This window comes from Enterovirga aerilata (assembly GCF_013044135.1).
GTDB lineage: Bacteria > Pseudomonadota > Alphaproteobacteria > Rhizobiales > Beijerinckiaceae > Enterovirga > Enterovirga aerilata.
In genome coordinates, this window is sequence record NZ_JABEPP010000003.1 from 612,289 (window position 1) to 639,031 (window position 26,743).

The window sequence follows — 26,743 nt, forward strand, 5'->3', positions numbered from 1 at the left end:
GCTCTCGGGCTTGCTGCCGCATTGATCGGCAGCACTGCCTTGGCCCAGACATCCGGCGGATCAGGCCCAGGCGCATCGGGTGGTGCTGCGGGTGCGGCCTCGGGTGGGGCGACAGGCGCCACGAGCGCCGGCTCACCCGCCGGCGGTTCGGCCGGCGCCACGACGGAAAGCCGCGGCACGGGCGGCGGCACGAGCCGCTCCAGCGACCGGGGCAGCAGTTCCGGGGTGAGCGCCGAGGGCCGCACCTCGGGCTCGGCACAGGTCGAGACCGGCTTGCGTCGCGAATCCGGAGCAAGGGTCGGCATCGAGGTTCGGGATCGCCCTTCGGTCGTCCATAGCCGCACCCGCGTGCGCAGCCATTCGAGCGAGCCCGACGTGCAGGTCGTCCATCGCCGGCGCGGCGTCCGCCACGTGACGGTGGAGGAGGATTCCGTCCCGGCGGTGAAGAAGACGGTCATCAAGCGGAAGGTAGCCGCGAAGCACGTCTCCAAGAAAAAGAAGGGAACGAAATACGTCGTGAAGAGCCGGCGCTATGTCGCCGAGCCGGCCACCACGGTGCGCCGCCGCACGGTGGTGCGCAGCTATTCGGAGCCGGACAGCGTGACCGTCCGCAGCCGCCGCGTGCGCAGCTACGACCGCGATACCGTACGGGTCGGCGTCGGCGCCCGCGAGCGGACGGGCGTCTCGATCGGCGTCCGCACCGGTACCCAGAACGAGGTTCGTGGCCGTGACGGCGGCAGCCGCGAGCTGACGGGCGGCGCGCGCACGGGCGGCAGCCGCATGGATGCGACGGGCAGCGTTTCCGGCCGGAGCGGCGGCGAGCAAGGCGGCGCCCGCTCCGAGGGCTCCGGCTCGGCCGGCACGCGGGCGACCGGCTCGGCCGGCGGCGTTACGGGCGGCGGACCCTCGGCCGGGTCGGGCGCGGCCGCTCCCGCGACCCGGTAACCGGGCTTCCCTGTCGAGATCCTGGCCCGCCGGTTCCCCGGCGGGCCTTTTCATGTTGCGCTGGGATTTCTCCTGGCCATGGCTGGATCATGAGCATCGCTATTCGGACGGTCCGCGAGGACGACGCCCAGGACCTCTTCGGGCTCTTGGCTCTGTGCTTCGCGGAATATCCGGGCTGCTATGTCGATCCGCACCAGGACCTTTCCGACCTGCTTCGTCCGGCGGACGTCTATGTCCGGACGGGAGGCACGTTCTGGGTTGCGGAAGACGGCCGCGGCCGGGTCTGCGCTTGCGTCGCGGTCGATTTCCCGGAACCTCGGCTCGCCGAGCTCCACCGGCTCTACGTGCGTCCGGACCAGCGCCGTCGCGGCCTTGGCGAGAGGCTGGTGGGCCTGGCTGAAGATCATGCGCGCGCATCCGGGGCGGAACGCCTCGTCTTCTGGTCGGACACTCGCTTTGCGGCCGCGCACCGGCTCTACGCCCGCCTGGGCTTCTCGACCTCCGGCGAAACGCGGGACCTCCACGATATCTCGCGGTCGCGCGAGTTCTTCTTCGAGAAGGCGCTGGACCGGGAGACGGCCGTTGCGAGCCGGGTGCCGTAAGCTTCAGGTTGGCTTGGCGGCCTCGTCCTGCGGCGGCCGGCGGTGCTGACGGGCGACCCGTGCCTGCCACAGGCAGAGGACGGGCGTGACGAAGAGCTCCATCGCGAGCGCCCCGAGCATCGCGAGGGATGGAATGCCGGTCAGCCCGAGCCCGAGCAGGCGCGCGAGACCGCCCGCGACGACGATCAGGGTCAGGCACTGAAAGCGGCCGGTCTTCTCCTCGATCGCCGGAATGCACGACCAGAATAGAAGTCCGACGCCGAGGAGGAGGCCGGAAAGATAGCGGTAATGGCTGTCGCCGGAGACGCTGAGCCCGACATCGCCGGTGAGCGTGGGGCCGAACAGCACGCCGAAGAGGCCCACAGCCACGGGCACGAAGCCGCCGACAGCGACCACCTTCTGCAGCAGGCGCCTCTCGCGTTCGATCCGGTCCATCGCCGCCTCACCCGGGGCGGAAGAGGGTGCCCGCAACGGAGCGCTGCCGCTGTCCCACACGGCCGCGCAGGCGAATCCGGGTCAGGCCTGGCCTCCCTTGAGCCGGGCGTTGCACCTGCTCCAGAATTGCGGCCACTTCATCGCGCCCGTCCTGTTGGCGGCCTTCGCCTCCTTCCATTCCGCCCCGCATTTCCGCTGCCGCTCGCGCGCTGCCATCTGCCCGACGGTCGGCTCGCGGTCCTTGCGCGCCGCCCGCGTCCGCCGGGAGGACCGTTCCGCCTTGGGCTGCTCCGCGACTTTCTCACCGATGCTCGCTCCCGCGGGAGGGTTTCCCTGGGCGAGACTCGGCTGAACTCCGACGAAACAGGTGAAGATGAGGGCTGCTGAAACGAAGCTGAGCCTGCGCATGTTGTCTCCGTGCAGCCGGTTGGCGGCCTGGAGCGCGATGCTAAATGCCGCGGACCGCCTTGCAACTGTAAAAATCCACGCCGGCGCGCTGCATCCTGACCGCCCGAACGCGGTCGCGACGACATGGAGAGATGTCGTGTTCAGCGCAGCCGGGAGCATCCTTGCGGTGAATGTCCTTAGCCATCGAGAGAAAGCCGGAGATCGCGGCAGCACGAACAGGAATGATCCCGCCGTCGCTCCGTATTCTTCGATCCTCGCGCGCGATAGTGCTAGCGGAGTCGCGTCCAGATTTGTGATTTGCAGATCAGTCCGGCGAGGACGCAGCCCGAGAGCTCGAGCTGCGCCGGCGAGATCAGCCGCATGCGGCCGGTATAGGTCCGCCCGTCCAGCGGATTGTAGAGTTCGCCTGTCCAGCCGTCGGCCGTGGGCCGCGCGCCGCGGATCATCTGCAGCCCAACGAGGGCGTTCGAGCGGCGGGCAGGGTCGGGGTTGTTGACATCCTTCGCCCCGGCCGGCGTCCAGACGATCGTCCCGCACCGGGCGGTCCCGCATGGAGCGACCCGAACCTGCGACCGCCCGCCCTCCGTCAGCCAAGTCCCGGTGACGTCCTGCGCCAGCGCTGGGACCGCTCCGAGCCAGAGCCCTCCGGCAGCGATCGCTTTTGCGAGCCTCAGCGCGCCTTCGGGACGGGTTCGGCGCTTGCCGTCTCGTCCGGCAGCCGCGACCAGGACTCCCCGCCGCACAGGAAGCCCAGCACGCATCCCTCGACCTCCAGCTTGCTCGTGCCCCTGACCTGCATCGTCACGCTGTACGTCTTGCCATTGTCGGGATTGTAGATCGAGCCCGCATAACGGTCGCCAGCCGGGCGCATGTCCCTGGTCAGCGGCATGCCGACGATCGGACGCTTGCGAAGCGACGGATCGGGATTGTTCTCGTCGACCCCTTGGGTCTTCGCCCATACGACGGTGCCGCAATAGCCCTTGCCGCAGGGCGAGATGCGTATCTTGGAATCCCCGTTCTCGGTGAGCCACACGCCCGTGATGCGCCCGCTCTCCGCCGAGGCAGCGCCTGCGATCAGGAGCGACGCCGCCGCTCCGGCCATCCAAGCTACTCGCATCCCGAAACCCTCCCGTCAGTCACCTCGCTGTGGCGCCCCGACTGCCGGCGCGGGGGCAAGCTCAGGGTTGATCTTGCAGAATCTGTGACGAGAACCAGACGCCGGCTGGGCAACCGAGGGCCCGGTCCGGGTTGAGACGGGCAAGCTCGGTGCTATAAGCCGCCACCCATCTCCTCTAGGAACGGATTTACATGGCCACCGAGCAGACCTTTTCCATCCTCAAGCCCGACGCGACCCGGCGCAACCTGACAGGCGCCGTGAATGCCGTCATCGAGGAGGCGGGCCTGCGCATCGTGGCGCAGAAGCGGATCCTGATGACCAAGGCCCAGGCGGAGACCTTCTATGCGGTGCACCGCGAGCGCCCCTTCTTCGGCGAGCTCGTGGAATTCATGACCTCCGGGCCCGTGGTGGTCCAGGTGCTCGAAGGGGAGAACGCGATCGCCAAGTATCGGGAGGTGATGGGGGCGACCAACCCCGCCAACGCAGCCGAGGGCACGATCCGCAAGAAGTTCGCGCAGTCGGTCGGCGAGAACACCGTCCACGGTTCCGACAGCCCGGAGAACGCCAGGATCGAGATCGCGCAGTTTTTCTCCGGCAACGAGATCGTGCGGTAGGCTGCCGACAAGCCCGAGGGACGGCGCTCGCAATCGGCGACCAGCCTTCCGAGCGCCTCCTCGACGATTGCCTTTTCGTCGGCGCGCTACGCGCCAACAGGCCACGGAGGTTGCGGGCTGGAAGAGCCGGCCGTAGTTTCGAGGCGTTCCGATCGGAAGGCCTATGAACCTCATCCCCCGGGTCGAAACCCGGCTTTCCACCTGTCCGCACGATTGCCCCTCCACCTGCGGGCTGGAGGTTGAGGTCATCGAGGGACGCACGATCGGCCGGGTGCGGGGCGCCGCCGGCCACAGCTACACGGCGGGCGTCGTCTGCGCCAAGGTCGCACGCTATTCCGAACGGCTCTATCATCCCGACCGGCTGATGCACCCGCTGCTGCGGGTCGGTCCGAAAGGGTCGGGTCAGTTCAAGCGCATCTCCTGGGAGGAGGCGCTCGACCGGACGGCTGCGGCATTCATCGAGGCCGAACGCCGCTTCGGCTCGGAGGCCGTGTGGCCCTACTATTACGCCGGCACGATGGGCTACGTGATGCGCGACGGCATCAACCGCCTGCGCCACGCGAAGAACTATTCCGGCCAGTATTCGACGATCTGCACGACGCCCGCCTGGACGGGCTACATTGCCGGAACCGGCAAGCTCGCCGGCGCCGATCCGCGCGAGATGGCGCGAGCGGATTGCGTGGTGATCTGGGGGACGAACCCGGTCCACACGCAGGTCAACGTGATGACGCACGCCCTGCGCGCCCGGAAGGAGCGCGGGGCGAAGATCGTGGTCGTCGACGTCTACGACAACCCGACCATGAAGCAGGCGGATCTCGCCCTGCTGCTGCGGCCGGGGACGGACGGGGCGCTCGCCTGCGCGGTCATGCACGTCCTCTTCCGGGACGGGATGGCCGACCGCGATTATCTCGCCCGCTACACCGACCGGCCCGGCGATCTCGAGCGGCATCTCGCGGCCCGGACGCCGGAATGGGCCGCCGCGATCACGGGGCTCTCGGTCGGAGAGATCGAGAGCTTTGCCGGGATCGTCGGGACCCGGAAGGCGAGCTTCTTCCGCCTGGGCTACGGCTTTTCGCGCAGCCGCAACGGCGCCGTGAACATGCACGCGGCGCTCTCCATCCCGGCGGTCACGGGAGCCTGGCAGGTCGAGGGCGGCGGAGCGTTCCACTCCAATTCGGGCGTGTATCGGCTCGACAAGCGTCTGATCGAGGGCGAGGACGTCCGCAACCCCTCGATCCGGCGGCTGCAGCAGACCCAGATCGGTCGCGTGCTGACCGGCGACCGCGAGGCGCTGCGGGACGGCCCGCCGGTCACGGCGATGCTGATCCAGAACACGAACCCGGTCTCGGTCGCGCCGGAGCAGGAACTTGTCAAGCGAGGCTTCGCCCGTGAGGACCTCTTCACCTGCGTGCACGAGCAGGTGATGACCGAGACCGCACGGATGGCCGACATCGTGCTGCCCGCGACCATGTTCCTGGAGCACGACGATCTCTATACGGGCGGGGGGCACCAGCACATCCAGCTCGGCCTCAGGCTCGTCGACCCGCCAGGCGAGTGCCGCTCCAACCATGACGTCATCTGCGGGCTGGCGCGCCGCGTCGGCGCGGAGCATCCCGGGTTCGGAATGACGCCGCGCGAGCTGATCGACCGGATGCTCGCGGCATCTGGGCGGGGGACCTTCGCGGATCTCGCCAGGGACAACTGGCTCGACGCGCAGCCGCCTTTCGAGGAGGCGCATTACCTGAACGGGTTCGGCTATCCGGACGGCAAGTTCCGCTTCGCTCCGGACTGGACGAAGGTCCCGAACGCCAATGATGGGCCGATGGGCCCCTGGCAGGAGCTCCCCGAGTTTCCGGACCACTGGGAGGCGATCGAGGTCGCGACGGAGCGCCACCCCTTCCGGCTCGCGACGAGCCCGGCCCGCAACTTCCTGAATTCCAGCTTCAACGAGACCCCGACCTCCCGCGCCAAGGAAGGGGGCCGCCCCGAAGTGATGGTCCATCCGGAGGATGCGGCGAGGCTCGGCATCGCGTCCGGGGACTGGGTCCGGCTCTCCAACGAGCGTGGAGCCGTGCTGCTGCGGGCGCGGATCTTCGCCGGCCTGCGGCGGGGCGTGCTGATCGCGGAGTCGATCTGGCCGAACGGCTTCTTCCCGGACGGCCGCGGCATCAACACGCTGACCTCGGCCGATCCCGTCGCGCCCTATGGCGGGGCGGGGTTCCACGACAACCGGGTTGCCCTGGAGCGGATCGGGCCCGTGCTGGAGGGTTTCGACGAGCCGGTGCGGGCGGAGCCCGAGCCGGCGCTGGCCTGAAGGGTCAGGCGAGCCCGAGCGCCGTCCGGCTCCCGTTTGCAAAGACCGTCCGGCCGCCCTCGAGGCGCGCCTGCCCCGCGGCTACGAGGCTGAGCCCAAGCGGATAGAGCCGGTGCTCCTCGGCCAGGACGCGGGAGGCGAGCATCTCCTCGGTGTCGCCCGGCAGCACGGGCACGGCCGCCTGCGCCACGATCGGCCCGGAATCGAGTTCCGGCACGACGAAATGCACCGTGCAGCCATGAATGCGGACGCCCGCCTCCAGCGCCTGGCGATGCGGGTGGAGCCCCTTGAAGAGCGGCAGGAGCGACGGATGAATGTTCAGCATCCGGCCGAGCCAGGCCTGGACGAAGCCGTCCGTCAGGATGCGCATGAAGCCGGCCAGGCAGATCAGCTCGATCCCGGCCTCCTCGAACGCCCGTCCGAGGGCCGCGTCGAAATCCGCCCTGGCCGGAAAGAGCCTGTGGTCGACGATGGCCGTCGCGACCCCCGCCGCCTGCGCCCGGACAAGCCCTGCCGCGCCCGGACGGTTGGAGACGACGAGGGCGATTTCGGCCGGGTAGTCGGGCGCCTGCGCGGCCTCGATCAGGGAGGCCATGTTCGAGCCGCGCCCCGAGATCAGGATCCCGACGCGCTTCTTCGCAGCCGCCATCAGATGGCGAGCCTGCCCGCGTAGCGCACGCGCTCCGCCGCCCCGGCGATCACGCGCCCGAGCCGCACCGGATTCTCTCCCTGTTCGCGCAGCGCTCCCGCGATGGCGTCTGCCTCGCCTGCAGGCGCGACGACCACCATGCCGATGCCGCAATTGAAGGTGCGCAGCATCTCGGCTTCGGCGATGCCGCCTTCCCGTGCGAGCCAGCCGAAGACGGGGGGAGGGGAGATGGCCTGAAGATCGAGCTCGACCCCGAGCACGTCCGGCAGCACGCGGGGGATGTTGTCCGGAAAGCCGCCGCCGGTGACATGCGCCATGGCCCGGATCTGGGCGCCCGACTTCAGCGCGGCAAGGAGGGGCTTCACGTAGATGCGGGTCGGCTCGAGCAGCGCTTCGCCGAGAGTCCGGCCGCCGTCGAACGGGGCCGGGTCGCTCCAGGCGAGCCCCGCCCGCTCGACTATCCTGCGCACCAGCGAGAACCCGTTGGAATGGACGCCGGAGGACGGCAGCCCGAGGAGCACATCCCCCTCCTGGACGCCGCGCGGCAGCAGCGCGCCCCGTTCGGCGGCGCCGACCGCGAAGCCCGCGAGGTCGTAATCCGCCTCCGCATAGAGGCCCGGCATCTCGGCCGTCTCGCCGCCGATCAGGGCGCAGCCCGCCCGCCTGCAGCCCTCGGTAATGCCGCGCACGATCTCGACCCCGGCCTTCGGATCGAGCCGGCCGGTCGCGTAGTAGTCGAGGAAGAACAGCGGCTCGGCGCCCTGGACCACGAGGTCGTTCACGCACATCGCCACGAGGTCGATGCCGATCGTGTCGTGCCGACCGGTCTCGATGGCGATCTTCACCTTGGTGCCGACGCCGTCATTGGCGGCGACGAGGATCGGGTCCCTGAACCCGGCCGCCTTCAGGTCGAAGAGGCCGCCGAACCCGCCGATCTCGGCATCGGCACCGGGGCGCCGCGTGGCCCGCACGAGCGGCTTGATGGCATCGACCATCGCGTTGCCGGCATCGATATCCACACCCGCTTGGGCATAGGTCAGGCCGGAGCCGGTCGGCCGGGATCGTGGGTCGCTCATGCGGTCTTGGACTGAAGCTGCCCGGGCAGTAAGGGTCCCGTCGACCCGACGCAAGCACGGACGCTCGCGAGGACAGGCCAGAGAGAGACCCCAGCCGGTCGCGAGATGACGATCCCCAACCTGATTACGATCCTGCGGCTCGTCCTGGTTCCCGTGGTGGTGGTGATGATCAACCAGGGCCAGTGGGCGGCCGCCTTCGGCATCTTCGCCCTGGCCGGCATCTCGGACGCGGTCGACGGCTTCATCGCGCGCCGCTTCGACATGCGCACCGAGTTCGGCGCCTATATCGACCCGCTCGCGGACAAGGCGCTCCTCGTCTCCATCTACGCCGCGCTCTCCCTCGTGAACGTGCTTCCGGCCTGGATCACCATCATCGTGGTCTCGCGCGACCTCATGATCTTCGCGGCCATCCTCGTGTCGCGGCTCATGGAGAAGCCGATGGCGATCCGGCCGCTGCTCATCAGCAAGCTGAACACCGCCGCGCAGATCGCCTTCGCAGGTCTCGTCCTCGCGGCCATGGCCTTCGACGGCGGGCTCGCCTGGATCATCAGCATCGGAATCTGGGTGGTGGCCTTCCTGACCGTGGTGTCCGGAGTGGGCTATCTCGGGCGCTGGCTCCGCCACATGGCCGGGTAGCGCGGGCAGGTCCCGGCGACCGGAGCGGAACGGCACGAAATCCGCTACATTGGCCAGGGTCACCCCGGATCTCACATGCAGCGGCAGCTCGCCTATCCTCTGCTCGCCTTGGGGCTCCTGCTCCTCGGCCTCTACGTGCTCCGGGACGTGCTCCTGCCATTCGTGGCGGGGGCGGCGCTCGCCTACCTGCTCGATCCCGTAGCCGACCGCCTGCAGAGGCTCGGGGTCGGGCGCCTCGGGGCGACGATCGTGATCCTCGTCGTCTTCGTGCTCCTGTTCGGACTCGTCCTCATCATCGCGGTCCCGATCGCGGTGCAGCAGGTCGTGAAATTCGCCGAGCAGGTGCCGGGCTACATCGTCCGGCTGCAGGCGCTCATCGCCGAGCACGGCGGCCCGCTCGTGCGGGAATTCGGTGGCGAGGAGGCGCTCGGGCAGGTCCAGCGCTCGCTCGGCGATCTGCTCGGCCAGGGCGCGAACTGGGTCACAACCTTCATGCGCTCCCTCTGGAGCGGATCGCAGGCGGTGATCGGGCTGGTCTCGATCTTCGTCGTGACGCCGGTCGTGGCCTTCTACCTCCTGGTCGACTGGGACCGGATGATCTCGACCATCGACAGCTGGGTCCCGCCCCGGCACCGTTCCACCGTCCGGCGGCTCGGCCGCGAGATGGATCGGGCCGTATCCGGTTTCGTGCGCGGCCAGACGGCGGTCTGCATCTTCCTCGCCGTGTTCTACGCGACCGGGCTCTCGATCATCGGGCTGAACTTCGGGGCGCTCATCGGCATCCTGGCCGGCCTGATCAGCTTCATCCCCTATGTGGGCTCGCTGACCGGCCTCCTTCTGTCCGTCGGCGTCGCGCTCGTTCAGTTCCTGCCGGACTGGACGATGGTCCTCGTCACGCTCGGCATCTTCCTGGTCGGGCAGTTCATCGAGGGGAACATCCTCTCGCCCAAGCTCGTCGGGGCCTCGGCCGGGCTCCACCCCGTCTGGGTCATGTTCGCGCTCCTCGCCTTCGGATCGCTCTTCGGCTTCCTCGGGCTGCTTCTCGCGGTCCCGGTCGCGGCGATCATCGGCGTGCTCACCCGATTTGCGATCACGCGCTACCAGCAGAGCCCGCTCTATCTCGACAGCGATGCCAGGCTTCCGCCGCCCGACATCACGATCCTGCCGGTCTCCAAGAAGACCGAGCTCTGAGCCATGCGCCAGCTCGTCCTCGACCTTCCCGTCGAACCGCGCTTCGGGCCGGACGACTTCCTGGTGAGCCCCTCCAACGAGGAAGCCTATTCGCTGCTCGAGCGCTGGCCGGATTGGCCGAACCCGATGCTCCACCTGCGCGGGCCGCGGGGCAGCGGGAAAAGCCATCTGGCCGCGATCTGGGCCGAGCGCGCCGGGGCGGCCATAGTCGCGGCGGCCGCCGTGACGGACGAGAGCGCACCCGCGCTGTCGCGGGCTCCCGCGCTGGTGCTGGAGGACCTCGACCGGGGACCGCTCGCAGAGAAGGCGGCGTTCCATCTGGTGAACATGGCGCGCGAGCAGCGGCTGCCGCTCCTCTTCACCAGCGCCGAGCCCGTCGATCGCTGCGGGATCCGCACGCCGGATCTCCTGTCGCGCCTGCGCCTCGCACCTTCCGTCGACATCCATCCGCCGGACGATGCCCTGCTCAAGGCCGTGCTCGTGAAGCTCTTCGTCGACCGCCAACTCGTCGTCGACACGAGCGTTGTCGATTACATCGCGGCGCGGATCGAACGTTCGCTCGGCCGTGCGGCCGAGATCGTGGCCGCCCTCGACCGGGAGGCGCTGAGCCGCGGCCGCCGCATCACGCGGCCGGTCGCGTCCGCGCTTCTCGCGGAGGGCGATCCAGCCGCGGATATGACCGACCCGTGACTTGGCATCATAGCTCAGTCACAAACGCGTCTTAAGGCCTCTACGATGGCAGCACGCCGCAGACGGATTTCGCAGACCATGCCGGCTGGTGAGAGCGCGGTTCAGCCCGAGGCCGATCCCGCGGCCGGCTCGAGCGACGGTGCCGCGGAGCGCGACGCGGGGAGAGCTCCGAGGATCTTGCGTCCGTCGCAGAGGCGGCGCGTCGTGGCTCAGTCGCACCCCATCGGCAGCGACACTCCGCCGCCCGAAGCCGAGGTCGTGGCGCTCGAACCGCGCGAGCCCGCGACCCGTGTGCAGGCTGATACGAGCCGCGACGAGGGCGAGGCGTTGCGCAAGCGACCGGAGCGCTTCGTCAATCGGGAGCTGTCCTGGCTGCAGTTCAACCGGCGCGTCCTGGAGGAGGCGTCGAACCCCAATCACCCGCTCCTGGAGCAGCTTCGCTTCCTATCCATCTCGGCGAACAATCTCGACGAGTTCTTCATGGTCCGCGTGGCGGGTCTGCGCGGGCAGGTGAAAACGGGCGTCGCGGTGCCGTCTCAGGACGGTCTGTCTCCCGCGGAACAGCTGGCTCGCATCGCCGCGGAAGCCTCGTCGCTGGCGGGCGATCAGCAGCGGCGCTGGAGCGAACTGAGGCGCGTCCTCCTCGACGAGGGCATCGCTCTCGTCGAGGGCGACAGGCTCAGCGAGCGCGAGCGCGCCTGGCTCGAGGACCACTACCTCAACCACGTCTTTCCCGTGCTGACGCCGCTCGCCGTCGATCCCGCCCATCCGTTCCCGTTCATCCCGAATCTCGGATTCTCGATCGCGCTGAAGCTCTCGCGCAAGCTCGACGGCCGGGCACTGAAAGCCTTGATCCGCCTGCCGGCCAAGATCGATCGCTTCATCCGTCTGCCCGACCTGGAAGGGGGCGGGGGCGCGCGATTCGTTGCCCTCGAGGAATGCGTCAGCCTGTTCACGGGGCAGCTCTTTCCCGGCTACAAGGTGGAGGGCCGCGGGGCGTTCCGGATCCTGCGCGACTCGGACCTCGAAGTTGAGGAGGAGGCGGAAGACCTCGTTCGCCTTTTCGAGACCGCGCTGAAGCGACGCCGGCGCGGCAGCGTCATCCGGCTCGAAGTCGAGGCGGCGATGCCCGAAGACCTCGCGCAGTTCGTGGCCGACGAACTCGATGCCGAGCCGGACGAGGTCTTCGTCGTGGAGGGCATGCTGGCCCTCAACGACCTCTCGCAACTCGTCGGGCTCGAACGGCCGGACCTCAGGTTCAAGCCATATAACCCGCGCTTCCCGGAACGGATTCGGGAGCATGGGGGGGACTGCTTCGCGGCCATCAGGCCGAAGGACATCGTCGTCCACCACCCCTACGAGTCCTTCGACGCGGTCGTCCAGTTCCTCCAGCAGGCCGCGCGCGACCCGAACGTGGTCGCCATCCGCCAGACCCTCTATCGCACCTCATCGGACAGCCCGATCGTGCGGGTGCTGGCCGAGGCGGCCGAGGCCGGGAAGTCCGTGACGGCGCTCGTCGAGCTCAAGGCGCGGTTCGACGAGGAGGCGAATATCCGCTGGGCCCGCGACCTGGAGCGGGCCGGCGCGCAGGTCGTGTTCGGCTTCCTGGAGCTCAAGACGCACGCCAAGCTCTCGATGGTGGTGCGGCGCGAGGGCGGGCAGCTCGTCACCTATTGCCACGTGGGGACCGGGAACTACCATCCGGTGACGGCCCGCATCTACACGGACCTGTCCTTCTTCACGGCCGATCCGGCGATCGGGCGCGACGTGAACCGCATCTTCAACTTCATCACGGGCTATGCGGAGCCGGACGAGCTCGAGCTGATGGCGGTCTCGCCCGTGAACCTGCGCAAGCGCCTGCTGCGCCGGATCGAGGAAGAGGTCGCCCATGCCAAGGCCGGCCGCCCGGCCGCGATCTGGGGCAAGTGCAACTCGCTCGTCGATCCCCAGATCATCGACGCGCTCTACGATGCGAGCCAGGCGGGGGTCCAGATCGATCTCGTCGTGCGCGGCATCTGCTGCCTCAGGCCCGGCATACCGGGCCTGTCGGAGAACATCAGGGTCAAATCGATCGTCGGGCGTTTCCTGGAGCACAGCCGCATCTACGCCTTCGGCAACGGCCACGGGCTGCCGCACGCGAAGGCGCATATCTACATCTCGTCGGCCGACCTCATGACCCGCAACCTCGACCGCCGGGTCGAGGCGCTGCTGCCGATCCTCAACCCGACGGTGCACCAGCAGATCCTGGACCAGATCATGCTCGCGAACCTGCTGGACAACGAGCAGAGCTGGACCGTATTGCCCTCCGGCGCGAGTGAGCGGGTCAAGCTTCAGCCCGGCGAGGAACCGTTCAACGCGCACAAGTATTTCATGACCAATCCGAGCCTCTCCGGACGCGGCAAGGCTCAGAAGACCTCCAGCCCCCGGTCGTTGCCCAAGCGTGGACGCCCCGCCGCCTCATAGCATGGACCGCGCCACGCCCGGCCGCATCGCCGGCCGCGAGCCGATCGCCATCGTCGATATCGGGTCGAATTCGGTTCGTCTCGTGATCTATGAGGGGCCGTCGCGCTCGCCCACTCCGCTTTACAACGAGAAGCTCTTCTGCGGCCTCGGGCGCGACATCGCGACGACCGGCCGGCTGTCGGAGGAGGCCGTCGAGCGTGCGCTCGCGGCGCTCGCCCGTTTCCGCGTGCTCTGCAGGACGGTCCGCGCCCGCCAGCTGCGGGTTCTCGCGACCGCGGCCGCCCGGATGGCCGCGAACGGCCCGGCTTTCCTTGAGGCCGCGGAGGAGGCCTGCGGCGCTCCCGTCGAGCTTCTCACCGGCGAGCGCGAGGCGCTGCTCTCGGCAGCCGGCGTCATCTCGGGCCTGTACGAGCCGGACGGCGTGGTCGGCGATCTGGGCGGAGGGTCGCTCGAGATCGTCGACGTCCGGGGAGACCAGGCGGGCACCGGCATCACGCTGCCCCTTGGCGGCCTCGTCCTGCGGGACATGGCGAACGACTCGCCCAAGAACGCGGTCAAGATCGCCCGGGCCGAGCTGGCCGAGGCGCCGCAGCTCAGGAAGCTTGCCGGGCGCACCTTCTACGCGGTCGGCGGGACGTGGCGTGCGCTCGCGCGGATGCAGATGGTGGAGCGCGGCTACCCGCTCCATGTGATGCACGGCTACCAGTTCGAGCTCATGCGGGGAGGGTTCCAGCGCATGGTCGAGCGGACGAGTCCGGCCGCGCTGAAGGCCATGGCCTCGGTGTCCGAAGCCCGCCGGCCGCTCCTGATCTACGGGGCGATCGTGCTCGACGAAATCGTCCGGCTGGGCCAGCCCTCGGGCGTGACCATCTCGGCGCTCGGGGTGCGAGAGGGGCTCCTCTTCGAGGCTCTCTCCCCGGAGGAGCGCAAGCAGGATCCGCTGCTGACCGCGGCCGCCGAGCTGAACGAGCTGCGCGCCCGCGCCCCGCGGCACGGGGAGGAGCTGCGGACCTGGACTGACGCCTTCATGGAGAGCTTCGGGGCGAAGGAGACGCCCTACGAGCGGCGGCTGAGGCATGCCGCCTGCCTCCTCTCCGACACGGGCTGGCGCGCCCATCCCGACTATCGGGGCGCCCAGAGCCTCGCCATGATCGCGCATGCGGCCCTGCAGGGGGTGGATCATCCTGGCCGCGCCTTCCTGGCGCTTGCAGTCTATTTCAGGCACGAGGGCGTGACCTCGGATCCGACGAGCACGCCGCTGATGGCGCTCGCCGGCCAGCGGCTTGCGGAGCTGGCCAAGCTCTCGGCCGCTCTCTTCCGGATCGCCTATCCGATCACGGTCGCGATGGCCGGGATCCTGCCGCGCGCGCCCCTGACATGCCGGGGCGGTCGGATCGTGCTGGAGCTCCCGGGAGAACTCGCGCCGCTGGCGAGCGAGCGCCTCGCCAACCGCATGCGCGCGCTGGGCAAGCTGCTCGATGCCGAGACGGTGATCCAGGCGGGCTGAGGCGGTCAGCCTTCGCGCGGGGTCGCCACCACGGCGCCGCGCTCGATGGCGAGCGCGAGCCGACCGGCCTTCAGGGCGAGGGCCTTCTCGCCGAACAGCCTGCGGCGCCAGCCTTTGAGGGCCGGCACGTCCGCGTCGTCGTCATCCGCGATCGCCTCCAGATCGTCGACGGTCGCAAGGACCTTGGGGGCTACGCGCTCGCTCTCGGCGACCGCCCGGAGCAGCACCTTGAGCAGCTCGACCGTGGCGCCGTTGCCGCCGCCCCGCGGCCGCCCGCGCTGCGGCATCGTTACGGTGGCCGGATCGCGCGCGAGGGCGCGTTCCACCGCGGCCAGGATGTCGGCTGCCGCGCGCGAGCGCTCGAATCCGTTCGGGACCGAGCGGAGACGCCCGAGCGCCTCGACTCCGCGGGGTGCCGAGACCGCGATGTCGATCACGGCCTCGTCCTTCAGCACGCGCGAGCGGGGGACGTCACGCGTCTGCGCCTCGCGTTCGCGCCACGCGGCGACCTCCTGCAGCACCGCGATCTCGCGCGGCTTGCGCATGCGGCCGGAGAGCCGCATCCAGGCCTTGTCGGGGTCGTTCCGGTAGGTCTCGGGCGAGGTGAGAATGGCCATCTCGTCCTCGACCCAGTCCGTCCGGCCGCTGCGCTCGAGCTCGTCGGCGAGCTTCTCGTAGATGGTGACGAGCGAGGTCACGTCGGACAGGGCGTAGGCGAGCTGCGCCTCGCTCAGCGGGCGGCGCGACCAGTCGGTGAAGCGGGACGACTTGTCGATCCGCGCCTTGGCGAGGTCGTTCGCGAGCTGCTCGTACGAGACGGAATCGCCGTAGCCGCAGACCATGGCCGCAACCTGCGTGTCGAAGAGCGGCCTCGGAATCAGGCCGCCGATGTTCCAGACGATCTCGAGATCCTGCCGTGCGGAGTGGAAGACCTTCAGCACCCTCTCGTCCGCCATCAGGCCGAAGAACGGCTGCAGCTCGATCCCGGGCGCGAGCGGATCCACCAGAACGCCGTCGAGCCCCGGCCCGGCCATCTGGATCAGGCACAGTTTCGAGTAGTAGGTGGTCTCCCGCATGAACTCCGTATCGACCGTCACGAAGGGCGCGGAGGCAAAGCGGGAGCAGGCGGAGGCGAGCGCCTCCGTCGTCGTGATCAAGTCCATCCCGCGGCTATAGCCGAGACAAGATGTTTGCGCGATGGCGACTTGGCCTCGACTTGGCGGTGGCATGCTCACGCGATGCCGCGCGCGGCCGAGCTCGATCGCGACCTGAGATCGCGCCCGGGCTTTCCTTCTGCCGCGATCGCCGTCTCGATGTCGCGCGTGCGCAGGTTAACGGCGCCCGGCGCCCGGCCGAGCACCACCATGGTTGCGCCGGTGCAGAGGACGAGAATGAGGGTGTGCTGAAGGGGAGCTCGCATGGCTCGCGGGTCCTGACGAGCGCCCCAGCTAGGTCCGCAAATCTCAACGAGACCCTTACGATTTGAGTTACTTTTCGCGCGTGGTCCGCAGGGTTAAGCGGTAACGATCCCGGCCAAGATCGGCGCCGTGGGAGGGAACCGAACGGCGTTGCGGGGGCGTGCGCTCGACGGCTTGACAAGGCCCGGACCCCATGAATGGTGCGCGGCTTCCCGAGGAACCGTCATGCACCGTTATCGCAGTCACACCTGCGGCGCCCTCCGCCCGTCCGACATCGGCCAGAATGTCCGCCTGTCCGGCTGGTGCCACCGCATCCGCGACCATGGCGGCGTGCTCTTCATCGACCTCAGGGACCATTACGGCCTCACGCAATGCGTGGTGGATCCGGACTCGGCTGCCTTCAGGCTCGCCAACGAGGTCCGGTCGGAATGGGTGGTGCGCGTCGACGGACGCGTGCGGCAGCGGCCGGAGGGGACGGCCAATCCCGACCTGCCGACGGGCGGGATCGAGCTGTACGTGACCGACATGGAGGTGCTCGGCCCCGCCGGCGAGCTTCCGCTTCCCGTCTTCGGCGAGCAGGAATATCCGGAGGACGTCCGTCTCCGATACCGCTTCCTGGATCTGCGCCGGGAGAAGCTGCACGCCAACATCATGCGCCGCGGCCAGGTGATCGACTCGCTGCGCCGGCGCATGAAGGAGCAGGGCTTCTTCGAGTTCCAGACCCCGATCCTCACGGCCTCCTCGCCGGAAGGGGCGCGCGACTTCCTGGTGCCGTCGCGGCTCCATCCCGGCAAGTTCTATGCGCTGCCGCAGGCGCCGCAGCAGTTCAAGCAGCTCCTGATGGTCGCGGGCTTCGATCGATACTTCCAGATCGCGCCCTGCTTCCGCGACGAGGATCCCCGCGCCGACCGCCTGCCCGGCGAGTTCTATCAGCTCGACTGCGAGATGAGCTTCGTCACGCAGGAGGACGTCTTCCGGACGCTGGAGCCGGTGCTCCGCGGCGTCTTCGAGGACTTCGCCGACGGCAAGCGCGTGACGGGCGAGTTCCCGCGCATCCCCTACCGGGAGGCGATGCTCAGATACGGCTCGGACAAGCCGGACCTACGCAACCCGCTCGTCATCGCGGACGTCACGGCCGAGTTCGCCGAGGAGAGCGTCACCTTCAACGCCTTCAAGAACGTGATCAGGGCGGGCGGCGTCGTGCGGGCCATCCCGGCGCCGGGCGCCGGCGCGCAGCCGCGTTCGTTCTTCGACAAGCTCAACGATTGGGCACGGGGCGAGGGCGCGGCCGGGCTGGGCTACATCATCCTGGCGGATGAGGACGAGAAGGTCGTCGGCCGCGGTCCGATCGCGAAGTTCGTGCCCGAGGACGCGCTCGCGCGCATCTGCCTCCGCGCCGGCGTCGGGGCGGGCGACGCGATCTTCTTCGCGGCGGGCGAGGAGGCCAAGGCCGCCGGCCTCGCCGGCAAGGCGCGGCTACGCATCGGCGAGGAGCTCGACCTCGTCGACCGGGACCAGTTCGCGCTCGCCTGGATCACCGATTTCCCGATGTACGAGTGGGACGACGAGGAGAAGAAGATCGAGTTCTCCCATAATCCGTTCTCGATGCCGAATGTCGATCCCGAGGCGTTTCTGGAGATGGACGTCACGGATAGGGACGCGATGCTGAAGCTGACCGCCTTTCAGTACGACGCCGTCTGCAACGGTTACGAGATCGTCTCGGGCGCCATCCGCAATCACCGGCCCGACATCATGAAGCAGGCCTTCGCGGTGGCGGGCTACCCCGAGGCGGTGCTGGAGCAGCGGTTCGGCGGCATGCTGCGCGCCTTCCAGTACGGCGCCCCGCCGCATGGCGGGCTGGCGGCCGGGATCGACCGCATCGTGATGCTCGTCTGCGGCGCCATCAACCTGCGCGAGGTGACGCTCTTCCCGATGAACCAGAGGGCCGAGGATCTCCTGATGGGCGCGCCGTCCGAGCCGACGCCCAAGCAGCTCCGGGAGCTGCATATCCGCCTGAACCTGCCGCAGAAGTAGGTCCGGGCGATCGCCGCCAGGGAGGTCGTCTATCCGAGGTTCTGGAGGGCGGCTCCGGTTCGCCTCCCAAGCCTCGGAGGATCATCCCAGGCGAGAATGGCTCAGGCGGCCTGCTCTTCCCTCTTGCCGAGACGCTTGTCGAGATAGGCATCGACCGTCGCCATCAGCTCCTCGATCTTGCCGTCGAAGAAGTGGTTGGCGCCCTCGACGATCTGGTGCTCGAGCTGGATCCCGCGCTGGGTCTTCACCTTCTCGATGACCGCCATCACCTCCTTCTGCGGGGCCACGCGGTCCTCCGAGCCGTGCACGAACAGGCCCGAGGAGGGGCAGGGCGCGAGGAATGTGAAGTCGAAACGGTTCGCCGGGGCGGCGATCGAGATGAAGCCCTCGATCTCCGGGCGGCGCATCAGGAGCTGCATCCCGATCCATGCGCCGAACGACACGCCCGCGATCCAGCAGGTGCGCGCGTCCGGGTTCATCGCCTGCGCCCAGTCCAGCGCTGCGGCGGCGTCCGAGAGCTCGCCCGCGCCATGGTCGAAGGAGCCCTGGCTCCGCCCGACGCCGCGGAAGTTGAAGCGCAGCGTCGAGAAGCCCCGGTTCACGAAGCCGTAGAACAGGTTGTACACGATCTGGTTGTTCATCGTGCCGCCGAACTGGGGATGCGGATGGAGCACGATGCCGATCGGCGCTCCCTTCTGCTTGGCGGGCTGGTAGCGCCCCTCGATACGACCGGCGGGGCCCGTGAACGTGACTTCAGGCATGCGCGATGAACCTTCTGGCGAGGCGGGGTCGGGTGCTGTGCTGCGCGAGCCGATCAGCGGCGCGCTTGACTCCGACCATATGGGGCCGTACACGAGTTTAGAAATATTCTAAGACAAGAACGAATCGTGGACATCTCGCATGCCGGATGCGACGGTGTCGTACCACAAGAGAATATCACGTCCAGCGGGGCGAATTGCAAGGCTCTCGCGCGCCTTGCTGCCTGGCTGGGAGAGACCTGAGGCATGGCTGCGGCCCGGATCTACCTGGACCATAACGCGACTTCGCCGATCCGCCCCGAGGTGCTCTCGGCGGTCGGCGAGGCGCTCGCCTGTGGAGGCAATCCCTCTTCGGTCCATGCCGAGGGGCGGGCGGCGCGTGCACTGGTCGAGCATGCGCGCGCGCAGGTGGCGGCCCTCGTCGGCGCGCGGCCGGAGGATGTCGTCTTTACCAGCGGCGGCACCGAGGCGAACAACATGGCCCTGCGGCCGGGTGCCCTCCGCAATGCGGCCGGGCAGCCTGCCGAGCGGTTCGCCTGCGGCGCGGCCGAGCACCCTTCCGTCCTCCAGGGCCACGGCTTCGGACAGATCGAGGCGATCCCCGTCGATCGGACCGGGCGCGTGGATCTTGCCGCGCTCGAGGCCATGTTGGACGGTGCGGTCGGGCAGCCGGCTCTGTTCTCGCTCCAAGTCGCGAACAGTGAGACGGGCGTGATCCAGCCGGTGGCGGAGGCGGCGGCGCTCGTCCGGGCCCGCGGCGGCATCGCGCATGCGGATGCCGTCCAGGCGGCCGGGCGGATGCCGCTGGACATGGCGACGTTCGGCCTCGACGCCCTGACGCTCTCCGGGCACAAGCTCGGGGCGCCGGCGGGGATCGGGGCTCTCGTCTTTCGGCCGGGGCGGGCCGGGCCGAACCTGCCCCTCGTCCGGGGTGGCGGCCAGGAAAGCCGCGCACGCGCCGGTACGGAGAACCTGGCCGGCATCGTCGGCTTCGGGGTTGCGGCCGAGATGGCGGCGCGGGACCTCGCGGCCGAAGGCGCACGGCAGCGGAGGCTGCGCGACTGCGCCGAGCAGGAGGTTCGGCGGCTCGCCCCCGATGCGGTCGTCTTCGGGGAAGGAGCGGATCGGCTTCCCAATACGCTCGCCTTCGCGGTTCCCGGATTGTCGGCCGAAACGGCGCTCATGGCGCTTGACCTCGCCGGGATCGCGGTGTCCTCAGGCTCGGCCTGCTCTTCGGGGAAGGTCGGCCGCTCGCATGTGCTCGCCGCCATGGGCGTGCCCGATGCCCTTGCGCGCGGCGCCATCCGGGTGAGCTTCGGCTGGAATTCCCGAGAGGACGACGTGCTCGGCTTCGCGCGGGCCTTCGAAACTCTGCTGCGCCGCCTATATGAGCCGGGACGGGCGCGCGCGGCTTGATCTAGATCAAATTCGGCTTGGATTGCCCGGTCCCGCGCGGGGCCGGCTTTGGGAGACAGCGATGCCTGCAGTGCAGGAGACGATCGATCGGGTGAAGCTGATCGATGTCGATCAGTACAAGTACGGGTTCGAGACCACCATCGAGATGGAGAAGGCCCCGAAGGGTCTCTCCGAGGACATCGTCCGGTTCATCTCGAAGAAGAAGGACGAGCCCGAATGGATGACCGAGTGGCGCCTCGACGCCTACCGGCGCTGGCTCACCATGCGCGAGCCGCGCTGGGCGCGCGTCCAGTACCCGCCCATCGACTACGACGAACTCTACTACTATGCCGCCCCGAAGGGGATGACGGGCCCGACCTCGATCGACGAACTCGATCCCGAGATCCTGAAGACCTACGAGAAGCTCGGCATCCCGCTGCGCGAGGTCGAGATGCTCGAGGGCATCCAGCGTCCGAACGTGGCGGTGGATGCGGTATTCGACTCGGTCTCGGTGGCCACGACCTTCAAGGCCGAGCTCGCCAAGGCCGGCGTCATCTTCATGCCCATCTCCGAGGCGATCCGCGAGCATCCCGAGCTCGTGCGGAAGTACCTCGGGTCGGTCGTGCCGGTCACCGACAACTTCTTCGCGACACTGAATTCGGCCGTCTTCTCTGACGGGTCCTTCGTCTACGTGCCGCCGGGCGTGCGCTGTCCGATGGAGCTGTCGACCTATTTCCGCATCAACGAGCGCAATACCGGCCAGTTCGAGCGGACGCTCATCATCGCGGACAAGGGATCCTACGTCTCGTATCTGGAGGGCTGCACGGCTCCGCGCCGGGACGAGAACCAGCTCCATGCTGCCGTCGTCGAGCTGATCGCGCTGGACGATGCCGAGATCAAGTATTCGACCGTCCAGAACTGGTACCCGGGCGACAGCGAAGGGAAGGGCGGCATCTTCAACTTCGTCACCAAGCGCGGCGACTGCCGGGGCAGGAACTCGGTCATCACGTGGACGCAGGTGGAGACGGGCTCCGCCATCACCTGGAAGTACCCGTCCTGCATCCTGCGCGGCGACGGCTCGCGCGGCGAGTTCTACTCGATCGCGATCTCCAACGGCCGGCAGCAGGTCGATTCCGGCACCAAGATGATCCACCTCGGCAAGAACACGACGAGCCGGGTCATCTCGAAGGGCATCGCCGCGGGCAAGTCGGACAATACCTACCGGGGCCTCGTCTCGGCCCATCGCCGTGCGACAGGGGCGCGCAACTTCACGAACTGCGACTCGCTCCTCATCGGCAACCAGTGCGGGGCTCATACTGTCCCGTATTTGGAGTCGAACAACTCGACCGCCGTCTTCGAGCACGAGGCGACGACCTCGAAGATCTCCGAGGACCAGATGTTCTACTGTATGCAGCGGGGCCTCGGCGAGGAGGAGGCGGTCGCGCTCATCGTCAACGGCTTCGTCAAGGACGTGCTGCAGCAGCTCCCGATGGAGTTCGCGGTCGAGGCGCAGAAGCTCATCTCGATTTCGCTGGAGGGCTCCGTTGGCTAGCGAAGCCGAGGAACTCCGCCGCGAGTTCGACATCACGCGCCAGGAGCTGGACGAGATGGCCGAGGAGATCGCGCTGGCGGAATCCAGGATGGCCGAGTTCGCCCGGCACGACCTTCAGGTCGGGCATCTGCGCGAGGTGCTGGACAGGACGCGCCACCGCCACGCCGAGCTCGACGCCCGCGAGCGGAGGCTGCGTGCGAAGTTCCAGGCGGTCCTCGCGGGCGCGCCGGGGAGCACCCATTGATGAGCGAACACCACTTCAGGGACGCGATCTCGGCCGCTCTCGGGGATGGCAGGCCCGCGGCCGAGCTGGACCGCGTGATCGAGCAGGCCTTTCCGGACCTTTCGGTCTTCCGCGAGGAGGACGATCTCGTGATCGTCGCCGGGGAGACGCGTCGGCTGCTCGTCCGCCGCGTCGGGCCGAACCTCTTCAGGCTGTCCGAGAATGCCGCCGCGAGCGGCTCCACCAATCTCCTTGATGCCGGCGGCGGCCAGGAACGCGATCTCGACGGGCTCGTCGAAGAGATCCGGGCCTTCGCGGCGATCTGAACGAAGAAAGAAGAGATATGCTCGAGATCCGAAACCTGGTCGTCCAGATCGAGGACAACCGCATACTGAACGGCTTGAACCTGACCGTGCACGACGGTGAGGTGGCCGCGATCATGGGGCCGAACGGCTCCGGCAAGTCGACACTGTCCTACGTCATCGCGGGCAAGGAGGACTACGAGGTCCTGGACGGCGAGATCGTGCTGGACGGGCAGAACCTGCTGGAGATGGAGCCGGACCAGCGCGCAGCCGCCGGGGTGTTCCTCGCCTTCCAGTATCCGCTCGAGATCCCGGGCGTGGGCACGATGACCTTCCTGAAGGCGGCGCTCAACGCGCAACGCAAGGCACGCGGGGAGCCCGAGCTGACCACGCCCGAGCTGATGAAGCGCGTCAACGCGGTCGGCGAGAAGCTCGAGATCAGCCGTGACTTCCTGAAGCGCGCGCTCAATGTCGGCTTCTCGGGCGGCGAGAAGAAGCGGATGGAGATCCTGCAGATGGCTCTGCTCGAGCCGAAGTTCTGCATCCTGGACGAGACCGATTCCGGCCTCGACATCGACGCGCTCCGCATCGTGTCGGAGGGTGTCAACGCGCTTCGCTCGCCCGACCGCTCCTTCCTGGTAATCACGCACTACCAGCGGCTCCTGAACCATATCGTGCCCGACACCGTGCACGTCATGTCGAGCGGCCGCATCGTCCGCTCCGGCGGCAAGGAACTCGCGCTCGAGCTCGAGGCGAACGGCTATGCCGATTACCGGCAGCAGGCCGAGGCGGCGTAAGCCATGGCCGATATCACCATCATGAAGACGCCGGCCGAGACCGGCCTCGCCCAGCTCTTCGAGAGCCTCAAGGGGTCGCTCCCGGGCGACCTGTCGGTCCGCGAGACCGCGATGGCCGGCTTCGCCGAGCGCGGCCTGCCGCACAGGCGCATCGAGGAGTTCAAGTACACCGACCTGCGGGCGCTTCTGCGCGAGGCGGCGCCCTTCGCCGAAAAGCCCGGCTCGGCCGAGCTCGCGGTCGCCTTCAACCATGCGAAAGCCTTCACCGGTCTTGCCGCTGCCCGCCTCACGATCGTGAACGGGCATGTGGCGACCGAGCTGTCCGAGGCCACTGCCTTTCCGGCCGGCGTCGAGGTCGCGTCCATGAACGAGGCGCTGGCGAGGGGGCACGCGCTTCTCGGCTGGCTGGGCGCGGTCGAGGCAGCCCGCGGCAACCCGGTCTACGAGCTGAACACCGCCTTCATGGCGGACGGCGCGGTGATCCGGATCCCGGCCGGCACGGCCGTGGAGCAGCCGCTCCATCTGCGCTTCGTCAATTCCGGCAGCCAGGCCTTCGCGACAGCCACCCGCGTCCTCGTCGTGGTGGAGGAAGGCGCGTCCGTGACGGTGCTCGAATCGCACGAAGGACCGGACGGGCTCGCCTGCCAGCCGAACGACGTGATCGAGTTCGTGGTCGGCGACCGCGCGCGGGTCCGGCACGTCCGGCTGAACGCGGAGGGGCGCGACGCGCTGGCGCTATCGACGTTGACCGCGCGGCTCGGGGCGGAGGTGTCCTTCAACACCATCAACGTCGTGAGCGGCGCGCAGGTCTCGCGCCACCAGGTCTTCGTGACCTTCGCGGGCGAGAATTCCACCGCGCGGATCGACGGCGCGAACCTGCTGCGCGGACGCCAGCACGCGGATGCCACGCTCCTCGTCGACCATGCCGTCCCGCATTGCACGAGCCGCGAGCTCTACAAGACGGTGATCGACGACGAGGCGACGGGCATCTTCCAGGGCAAGATCATCGTCCGTCCGGATGCGCAGAAGACCGACGGCGGCATGAAGTCGGACGCGCTCCTCCTGTCGGAGCGCGCGACGATGAACAACAAGCCCGAGCTCGAGATCTTCGCCGACGACGTGGTCTGCGGCCACGGCGCGACCTGCGGCGCGCTCGACGAGGATCTCCTGTTCTATCTGCGCAGCCGCGGCTTGCCCGCGGCGGAGGCCGAAAGCCTCCTGCTCCAGGCCTTCCTTGGCCAGGCGGTCGAAACGGTCGAGAACGAGGCCGTGCACGACGCCCTGGTGGAGGTGGTCGAAGGCTGGCTGCAGGCCAGGCACTGAGCAATGCTCCGGTGTCATGGCCGGGCTTGGCCCGGCCATCCCGATCGGAGACGTTCGAAGCACATCTAATCGGGGTGGCCGGGCAAGGCCCAGCCATGACAAGATGAACGCACCCTTCCTACCGCCCTACGACGTCGAGGCGCTTCGGGCTGAGTTCCCGATCCTGGCGCAGAGGGTCTACGGCAAGCCCCTCGTCTATCTGGACAATGCCGCCTCGGCGCAGAAGCCGCGCGAGGTCATCGACGCGATGGTCTCCACCATGGAGACGGGCTACGCCAACGTCCATCGCGGCCTTCACTACATGGCGAATGCCGCGACCGACGCCTTCGAGGCGGCGCGTGAGAGCGTGCGGGCCTTCCTGAACGCCGGCTCCGTCGACGAGATCGTGTTCACCAAGTCGGCGACGGAGGCCTACAACCTCGTCGCCAACAGCATGGGACAGTCCATGATCGGGGAGGGGGACGAGATCATCCTCTCCATCATGGAGCACCATTCCAATATCGTTCCCTGGCACTTCCTCCGCGAGCGGAAGGGCGCCGTGCTGCAATGGGCACCGGTGGACGACGAGGGCAACTTCCTGCTCGAGGAGTTCGAGAAGCTGTTCTCAGCGCGGACCAGGCTCGTCGCCATCACGCATATGTCGAACGTGCTCGGCACCGTGACGCCGATTGCGGACATCATCCGCATCGCCCATGCGCATGGCGTGCCGGTCCTGGTCGACGGGGCGCAGGGCGCCGTGCATCTCGACGTGGACGTGCGCGAGCTCGACGCCGACTTCTACGTCTTCACCGGCCACAAGGTGTACGGCCCGACCGGCATCGGGGTGCTCTACGGCAAGCGCGAATGGCTGGAGCGGCTGCCGCCCTATCAGGGGGGCGGCGAGATGATCAAGACAGTCGCCTGCGGCGAGGTCACCTATGGCGACCCGCCGCACCGGTTCGAGGCCGGCACGCCGGCGATCGTGGAGGCGGTGGGGCTCGGGGCCGCGCTCCGCTTCATGGAGCGGGTCGGGCGTTCGAACATCCGTGCGCACGAGGAGCGGCTCTCGGCCTACGCGCATGAGCGTCTGTCCGCCATGAACTCGATCCGGATCATCGGCAGGGCCAAAGGCAAGGGCCCGATCCTCTCCTTCGAGATGCAGGGCGCCCATGCGCATGACGTTGCGACCGTGATCGACCGGCAGGGCGTCGCCGTGCGGGCTGGGACGCATTGCGCCATGCCGCTGCTCGATCGCTTCGGCGCGACCTCGACCTGCCGCGCCTCCTTCGGCCTCTACAACACGATGGAGGAGGTCGATAAGCTCGCCGAAGCCCTGCAGAAGGCCGAGGCGCTGTTCGGCTGAGTGGTCTTTTCCAGGCGGCGGACCTATCTTCCGCCGCACCGGTGCCAGGCACCTGACCGTTTTGGTGACGACATGAGCGACGGTACCCCGATCGAGGCTGCGGCCCCGAACGCGCCCGCGATGGCGCAGCCCTCCGCGCTTCCGGCCGAGGAGCTCGACCGCATGACGGACGACATCGTGGCGGCGCTGAAGACCGTCTACGACCCCGAGATCCCGGCCGACATCTACGAGCTCGGCCTGATCTATCGCGTCGATATCGCCGACGACCGGGCGGTCACCATCGATATGACGCTCACGGCGCCCGGCTGCCCGGTCGCGGGCGAGATGCCGGTCTGGGTGGAGAACGCCGTCTCGGCCGTGCCCGGCGTCCGGGACGTGAAGGTCAACATGGTGTTCGATCCGCCATGGGATCAGAGCCGCATGTCGGACGAGGCCCGCATCGCGCTCGACATGTGGTGATGCCGACGGGGCGCCAAGGCGAGGGCGGAGCCCCGCCGCCGATCTCGGGCGTGCTCGAGACGGCGCTCTACGTCGATGATCTCTCTGGCGCGTCCGCGTTCTACCAGGATGTTCTAGGCCTGAGGCCGATCTTCCGCGACGAGCGGCTCGCCGCCTACGATGCCGGCCCGCGCAGCGTGCTGCTGCTCTTCCGCCGGGGGTCGACGCTCACGACCGCGACCATGCCGGGCGGCACCATCCCGCCGCATGACGGGCACGGCCCGATCCACATCGCGCTTGCCGTGGCGGCGGATGACCTTGCCGCCTGGGAGCGCCATCTCGCCGCTTATGGCATCCCGGTCGAGGGTCGGACGGACTGGCCGCAAGGCGGCACGAGCGTCTATTTCCGCGATCCGGACGGCCATCTTCTCGAACTCGCAACGCCGGGACTCTGGCCGAACTACCGGGCATGAGGGTCGGGCGTCGGCGTCCGCCTGGCAGGGAACCGTTGTGG

General features: G+C 68.6%; 28 protein-coding genes. 19 read left to right on the top strand and 9 right to left on the bottom strand.

The features are described from left to right. Nucleotides 1-225 precede the first annotated feature (225 nt). Nucleotides 226-945 carry a hypothetical protein gene (locus HJG44_RS13080; RefSeq protein WP_171218779.1) on the top strand — a complete coding sequence of 240 codons (720 nt, stop codon included), beginning with the start codon at nt 226-228 and terminating at the stop codon, nt 943-945. An 89-nt stretch (nt 946-1,034) separates the two neighbouring features. Beyond that, a complete protein-coding gene (locus tag HJG44_RS13085) occupies nt 1,035-1,547 on the top strand; it encodes a GNAT family N-acetyltransferase (RefSeq protein ID WP_171218780.1) in 513 nt (170 codons plus the stop codon). Nucleotides 1,548-1,550: 3 nt separating this feature from the next. On the opposite strand, the gene HJG44_RS13090 is transcribed toward HJG44_RS13085, so the two are convergent. The 4 genes from HJG44_RS13090 to HJG44_RS13105 all read right to left on the bottom strand — a co-directional run bounded on the left by HJG44_RS13090 (nt 1,551) and on the right by HJG44_RS13105 (nt 3,492). Then, nucleotides 1,551-1,973, bottom strand: coding sequence for a DUF4345 family protein (locus HJG44_RS13090; protein ID WP_171218991.1), 423 nt, complete (start codon nt 1,971-1,973; stop codon nt 1,551-1,553). 90 nt (nt 1,974-2,063) lie between these two features. Further along, on the bottom strand, nt 2,064-2,390 hold the full coding sequence (locus HJG44_RS13095; protein WP_171218781.1) for a hypothetical protein: 327 nt from the start codon (nt 2,388-2,390) through the stop codon (nt 2,064-2,066). A gap of 269 nt (nt 2,391-2,659) precedes the next feature. Beyond that, entirely contained in the window at nt 2,660-3,151 is a 492-nt protein-coding gene (locus tag HJG44_RS13100; RefSeq protein WP_171218782.1) for a DUF2147 domain-containing protein, read from the bottom strand. Next, complete coding sequence (locus HJG44_RS13105) at nt 3,061-3,492, bottom strand: DUF2147 domain-containing protein (protein ID WP_171218783.1); 432 nt, start codon at nt 3,490-3,492, stop codon at nt 3,061-3,063. Before HJG44_RS13105 ends, HJG44_RS13100 begins: the two co-directional genes overlap by 91 nt. Nucleotides 3,493-3,698: 206 nt before the next feature. On the opposite strand from HJG44_RS13105, the gene ndk reads away from it, so the two are divergent. Both ndk and HJG44_RS13115 read left to right on the top strand, forming a co-directional pair. Then, complete coding sequence (gene ndk, locus HJG44_RS13110) at nt 3,699-4,121, top strand: nucleoside-diphosphate kinase (RefSeq protein ID WP_171218784.1); 423 nt, start codon at nt 3,699-3,701, stop codon at nt 4,119-4,121. Between the two features lie 163 nt (nt 4,122-4,284). Continuing rightward, complete coding sequence (locus HJG44_RS13115) at nt 4,285-6,435, top strand: molybdopterin-containing oxidoreductase family protein (RefSeq protein ID WP_171218785.1); 2,151 nt, start codon at nt 4,285-4,287, stop codon at nt 6,433-6,435. 4 nt (nt 6,436-6,439) lie between these two features. Here HJG44_RS13115 and purN read toward each other — a convergent pair whose 3' ends face one another. Next, a complete protein-coding gene (gene purN, locus HJG44_RS13120) occupies nt 6,440-7,084 on the bottom strand; it encodes a phosphoribosylglycinamide formyltransferase (protein WP_171218786.1) in 645 nt (214 codons plus the stop codon). Next, nucleotides 7,084-8,160 carry a phosphoribosylformylglycinamidine cyclo-ligase gene (gene purM / locus HJG44_RS13125; RefSeq protein ID WP_171218787.1) on the bottom strand — a complete coding sequence of 359 codons (1,077 nt, stop codon included), beginning with the start codon at nt 8,158-8,160 and terminating at the stop codon, nt 7,084-7,086. Before purM ends, purN begins: the two co-directional genes overlap by 1 nt. A 105-nt stretch (nt 8,161-8,265) precedes the next feature. Here purM and HJG44_RS13130 point away from each other — a divergent pair, with 105 nt between their 5' ends. The 5 genes from HJG44_RS13130 to HJG44_RS13150 all read left to right on the top strand — a co-directional run bounded on the left by HJG44_RS13130 (nt 8,266) and on the right by HJG44_RS13150 (nt 14,647). Beyond that, nucleotides 8,266-8,796, top strand: coding sequence for a CDP-alcohol phosphatidyltransferase family protein (locus HJG44_RS13130; RefSeq protein WP_171218788.1), 531 nt, complete (start codon nt 8,266-8,268; stop codon nt 8,794-8,796). 75 nt (nt 8,797-8,871) lie between these two features. Next, nucleotides 8,872-9,987, top strand: a complete 1,116-nt coding sequence (locus HJG44_RS13135; protein ID WP_171218789.1) for an AI-2E family transporter — start codon at nt 8,872-8,874, stop codon at nt 9,985-9,987. A gap of 3 nt (nt 9,988-9,990) precedes the next feature. Beyond that, entirely contained in the window at nt 9,991-10,677 is a 687-nt protein-coding gene (locus tag HJG44_RS13140) for an HdaA/DnaA family protein (protein WP_171218790.1), read from the top strand. A 258-nt stretch (nt 10,678-10,935) separates the two neighbouring features. Then, the gene (locus HJG44_RS13145; RefSeq protein ID WP_430395066.1) at nt 10,936-13,140 is read left to right on the top strand and encodes an RNA degradosome polyphosphate kinase; all 2,205 of its coding nucleotides are present in this window, start codon (nt 10,936-10,938) and stop codon (nt 13,138-13,140) included. Nucleotide 13,141: 1 nt separating this feature from the next. After that, nucleotides 13,142-14,647, top strand: a complete 1,506-nt coding sequence (locus HJG44_RS13150; RefSeq protein ID WP_171218791.1) for a Ppx/GppA family phosphatase — start codon at nt 13,142-13,144, stop codon at nt 14,645-14,647. 5 nt (nt 14,648-14,652) lie between these two features. On the opposite strand, the gene rnd is transcribed toward HJG44_RS13150, so the two are convergent. Then, nucleotides 14,653-15,810 carry a ribonuclease D gene (rnd, locus tag HJG44_RS13155; protein WP_171218792.1) on the bottom strand — a complete coding sequence of 386 codons (1,158 nt, stop codon included), beginning with the start codon at nt 15,808-15,810 and terminating at the stop codon, nt 14,653-14,655. A gap of 68 nt (nt 15,811-15,878) precedes the next feature. Next, nucleotides 15,879-16,067, bottom strand: a complete 189-nt coding sequence (locus HJG44_RS13160; protein WP_171218793.1) for a hypothetical protein — start codon at nt 16,065-16,067, stop codon at nt 15,879-15,881. Nucleotides 16,068-16,290: 223 nt separating this feature from the next. Here HJG44_RS13160 and aspS point away from each other — a divergent pair, with 223 nt between their 5' ends. Next, complete coding sequence (gene aspS, locus HJG44_RS13165) at nt 16,291-18,099, top strand: aspartate--tRNA ligase (protein WP_171218794.1); 1,809 nt, start codon at nt 16,291-16,293, stop codon at nt 18,097-18,099. Between the two features lie 101 nt (nt 18,100-18,200). Here aspS and HJG44_RS13170 read toward each other — a convergent pair whose 3' ends face one another. Continuing rightward, nucleotides 18,201-18,860, bottom strand: a complete 660-nt coding sequence (locus HJG44_RS13170) for an alpha/beta hydrolase (RefSeq protein WP_171218795.1) — start codon at nt 18,858-18,860, stop codon at nt 18,201-18,203. 243 nt (nt 18,861-19,103) lie between these two features. On the opposite strand from HJG44_RS13170, the gene HJG44_RS13175 reads away from it, so the two are divergent. The 9 genes from HJG44_RS13175 to HJG44_RS13215 all read left to right on the top strand — a co-directional run bounded on the left by HJG44_RS13175 (nt 19,104) and on the right by HJG44_RS13215 (nt 26,702). Next, nucleotides 19,104-20,273, top strand: coding sequence for a cysteine desulfurase family protein (locus tag HJG44_RS13175; protein ID WP_171218796.1), 1,170 nt, complete (start codon nt 19,104-19,106; stop codon nt 20,271-20,273). 61 nt (nt 20,274-20,334) lie between these two features. After that, nucleotides 20,335-21,804: a Fe-S cluster assembly protein SufB gene (sufB, locus tag HJG44_RS13180; RefSeq protein WP_171218797.1), complete on the top strand. Its 1,470-nt coding sequence runs from the start codon at nt 20,335-20,337 to the stop codon at nt 21,802-21,804. Then, nucleotides 21,797-22,048, top strand: a complete 252-nt coding sequence (locus HJG44_RS13185; RefSeq protein WP_171218798.1) for a hypothetical protein — start codon at nt 21,797-21,799, stop codon at nt 22,046-22,048. The genes sufB and HJG44_RS13185 overlap by 8 nt, the downstream gene beginning before the upstream one ends. Further along, nucleotides 22,048-22,353 (top strand): hypothetical protein, encoded by a 306-nt coding sequence (locus HJG44_RS13190; protein ID WP_171218799.1) that lies wholly within the window; start codon nt 22,048-22,050, stop codon nt 22,351-22,353. Before HJG44_RS13185 ends, HJG44_RS13190 begins: the two co-directional genes overlap by 1 nt. Nucleotides 22,354-22,370: 17 nt before the next feature. Beyond that, nucleotides 22,371-23,126 (top strand): Fe-S cluster assembly ATPase SufC, encoded by a 756-nt coding sequence (sufC, locus tag HJG44_RS13195; RefSeq protein ID WP_171218800.1) that lies wholly within the window; start codon nt 22,371-22,373, stop codon nt 23,124-23,126. Nucleotides 23,127-23,129: 3 nt separating this feature from the next. After that, nucleotides 23,130-24,449: a Fe-S cluster assembly protein SufD gene (gene sufD / locus HJG44_RS13200; RefSeq protein ID WP_171218801.1), complete on the top strand. Its 1,320-nt coding sequence runs from the start codon at nt 23,130-23,132 to the stop codon at nt 24,447-24,449. A 103-nt stretch (nt 24,450-24,552) separates the two neighbouring features. Continuing rightward, nucleotides 24,553-25,791, top strand: a complete 1,239-nt coding sequence (locus HJG44_RS13205) for a cysteine desulfurase (RefSeq protein ID WP_171218802.1) — start codon at nt 24,553-24,555, stop codon at nt 25,789-25,791. A 72-nt stretch (nt 25,792-25,863) separates the two neighbouring features. Beyond that, on the top strand, nt 25,864-26,250 hold the full coding sequence (locus HJG44_RS13210; RefSeq protein WP_171218803.1) for an SUF system Fe-S cluster assembly protein: 387 nt from the start codon (nt 25,864-25,866) through the stop codon (nt 26,248-26,250). Further along, the gene (locus HJG44_RS13215) at nt 26,250-26,702 is read left to right on the top strand and encodes a VOC family protein (RefSeq protein ID WP_171218804.1); all 453 of its coding nucleotides are present in this window, start codon (nt 26,250-26,252) and stop codon (nt 26,700-26,702) included. The genes HJG44_RS13210 and HJG44_RS13215 overlap by 1 nt, the downstream gene beginning before the upstream one ends. Nucleotides 26,703-26,743 lie beyond the last annotated feature (41 nt).